The organism is Oceanobacillus caeni (genome assembly GCF_042678465.1).
Classification (GTDB): domain Bacteria; phylum Bacillota; class Bacilli; order Bacillales; family Amphibacillaceae; genus Oceanobacillus; species Oceanobacillus caeni.
The window spans coordinates 1-1,601 of record NZ_JBHTKV010000069.1; the positions used below are offsets into that span (position 1 = coordinate 1).

The 1,601-nt window shown below is 34.7% G+C and carries 2 protein-coding genes; both read left to right on the forward strand.

Annotation, left to right across the window (positions count from 1 at the left end):
* Positions 1-89 precede the first annotated feature (89 nt).
* Complete coding sequence (locus ACFQ18_RS18025) at positions 90-398, forward strand: helix-turn-helix domain-containing protein (RefSeq protein WP_047185135.1); 309 nt, start codon at positions 90-92, stop codon at positions 396-398.
* Between the two features lie 14 nt (positions 399-412).
* Positions 413-1,348: an IS3 family transposase gene (locus ACFQ18_RS18030; RefSeq protein ID WP_052771767.1), complete on the forward strand. Its 936-nt coding sequence runs from the start codon at positions 413-415 to the stop codon at positions 1,346-1,348.
* Positions 1,349-1,601 lie beyond the last annotated feature (253 nt).

A 1,601-nucleotide genomic window follows, 5' to 3' on the forward strand; every position in this document is an offset into this window, starting at 1 on the left:
CTTTTAAGCCCCCTTAATCCATTGGACACGTAAATATATAAAAAGTACAATACTTTTAATCGTGTACCACTTGGGAAAGGGGTGAAATGATGGCTAGAAAAAACATAGAAATATTTGAGGATCTAAAGAGGAAATACGTGAGAATGGCTCTTGAAACAAATAAGTATACAAGTACAGCTAAGGCTGCGGGAGTTCATCCTGATACTTTAAGAAAGTGGATAAAAAAGTACGAGACGGAGATCCGAGATCAGATGGAGGAAGAAGGAGTGGGCCTTACTTCTCCGGAACCAACTGAAAAGGAATATAAAAAGAAATACGAGTTAGCTATGAAATTATTGGGTGAAAAGGAATTAGAAGTTGCCGTATTAAAAGATGCATTAAAAAAAAACGAACCTTAGATGATTTCATTCAGGTGGCAGATAAATGGATTTCTAGAGGGTTCTTCACCAAACGAATTCTGGATATATTAGAAATTAACCGGTCTACCTATTATGCAAGGAAAAAAGAAAATAAGGTACGAGAAATAGTTAAAAGGGGTAGACCGATTCAAGGATATTCCATGCATAAAGATGGAAACAAGATTCCAGATGAACAAATAGAAGAATATTTGATGGAGTTTTTCTTTGATGACAATATGGGTGCATTAGGATATAGAAAGTGGACTGCATTACTTAGGGATGAAAAGAATTTAGTCATCAATCCAAAAAAAGTTTATCGTTTGTGTAAAGAATTAGATATTTTAAAAGAAAGAATTACGAAGCAGCCTAAACATCCTAGAAGGCTGGCTAGAAATCGCATAGTAACAGGGCCAAATCAACTATGGCAAGTAGATATTAAGTATGGAAATATTGTCAATACATCTTATTTTGTTTTTGTGTGTTGTGCCATTGATGTTTTTGATCGAAAAATAGTTGGATTTTATAGAGGAACTACCTGTCGAACAAAACATATCACATCCATGATTAATAAAGCTTTAATTAAAAGAAAGGTCCATTTTAAAGATGGTGAATTTGATGATAAACTTATCATTCGAACCGATAATGGTCCACAGTTTGTGAGTGAAAAGTTTGGAGACTTTTGTCAGTATCAAAAAATTCATCATGAACGAATACCTAATAAAACGCCCAATATGAATGCCTATATTGAATCCTTTCATAGTCAATTACAAAGAGAATGTTTTAATAGGCATACCTTTCACTTTTATGAAGAAGCATATTATTACATTGATGATTATATTCATTTTTATAATAACAAGCGACCGCATGGAAGCTTGAATAATCAAACACCAGAGAAATTCAACCAACTTGCGTCAGAAGCCAAAATTCCGAATATGGAAATAAGTCTTTAAGAAAGGCGGGTCCAGAATTTAAGGGTAAAACGGATTGAACTTTACTTGGAGAAGGTGGGTGTGATAGCCTGTTTGGGAATCGAAATGTTTATACCCTTTCGACCTTCGAAAACGAATCATACCCACCAGAGGCTCCAAGTCAAGTGAAATCCATCTAATATGCGTAGAGTAAAGGAATTTCCAATATACTTTAGGAATTCTAAGAAAAACAAAGAAATATCCAGTTAGTGTCCGGAATAAGGGGGCCTAGCCG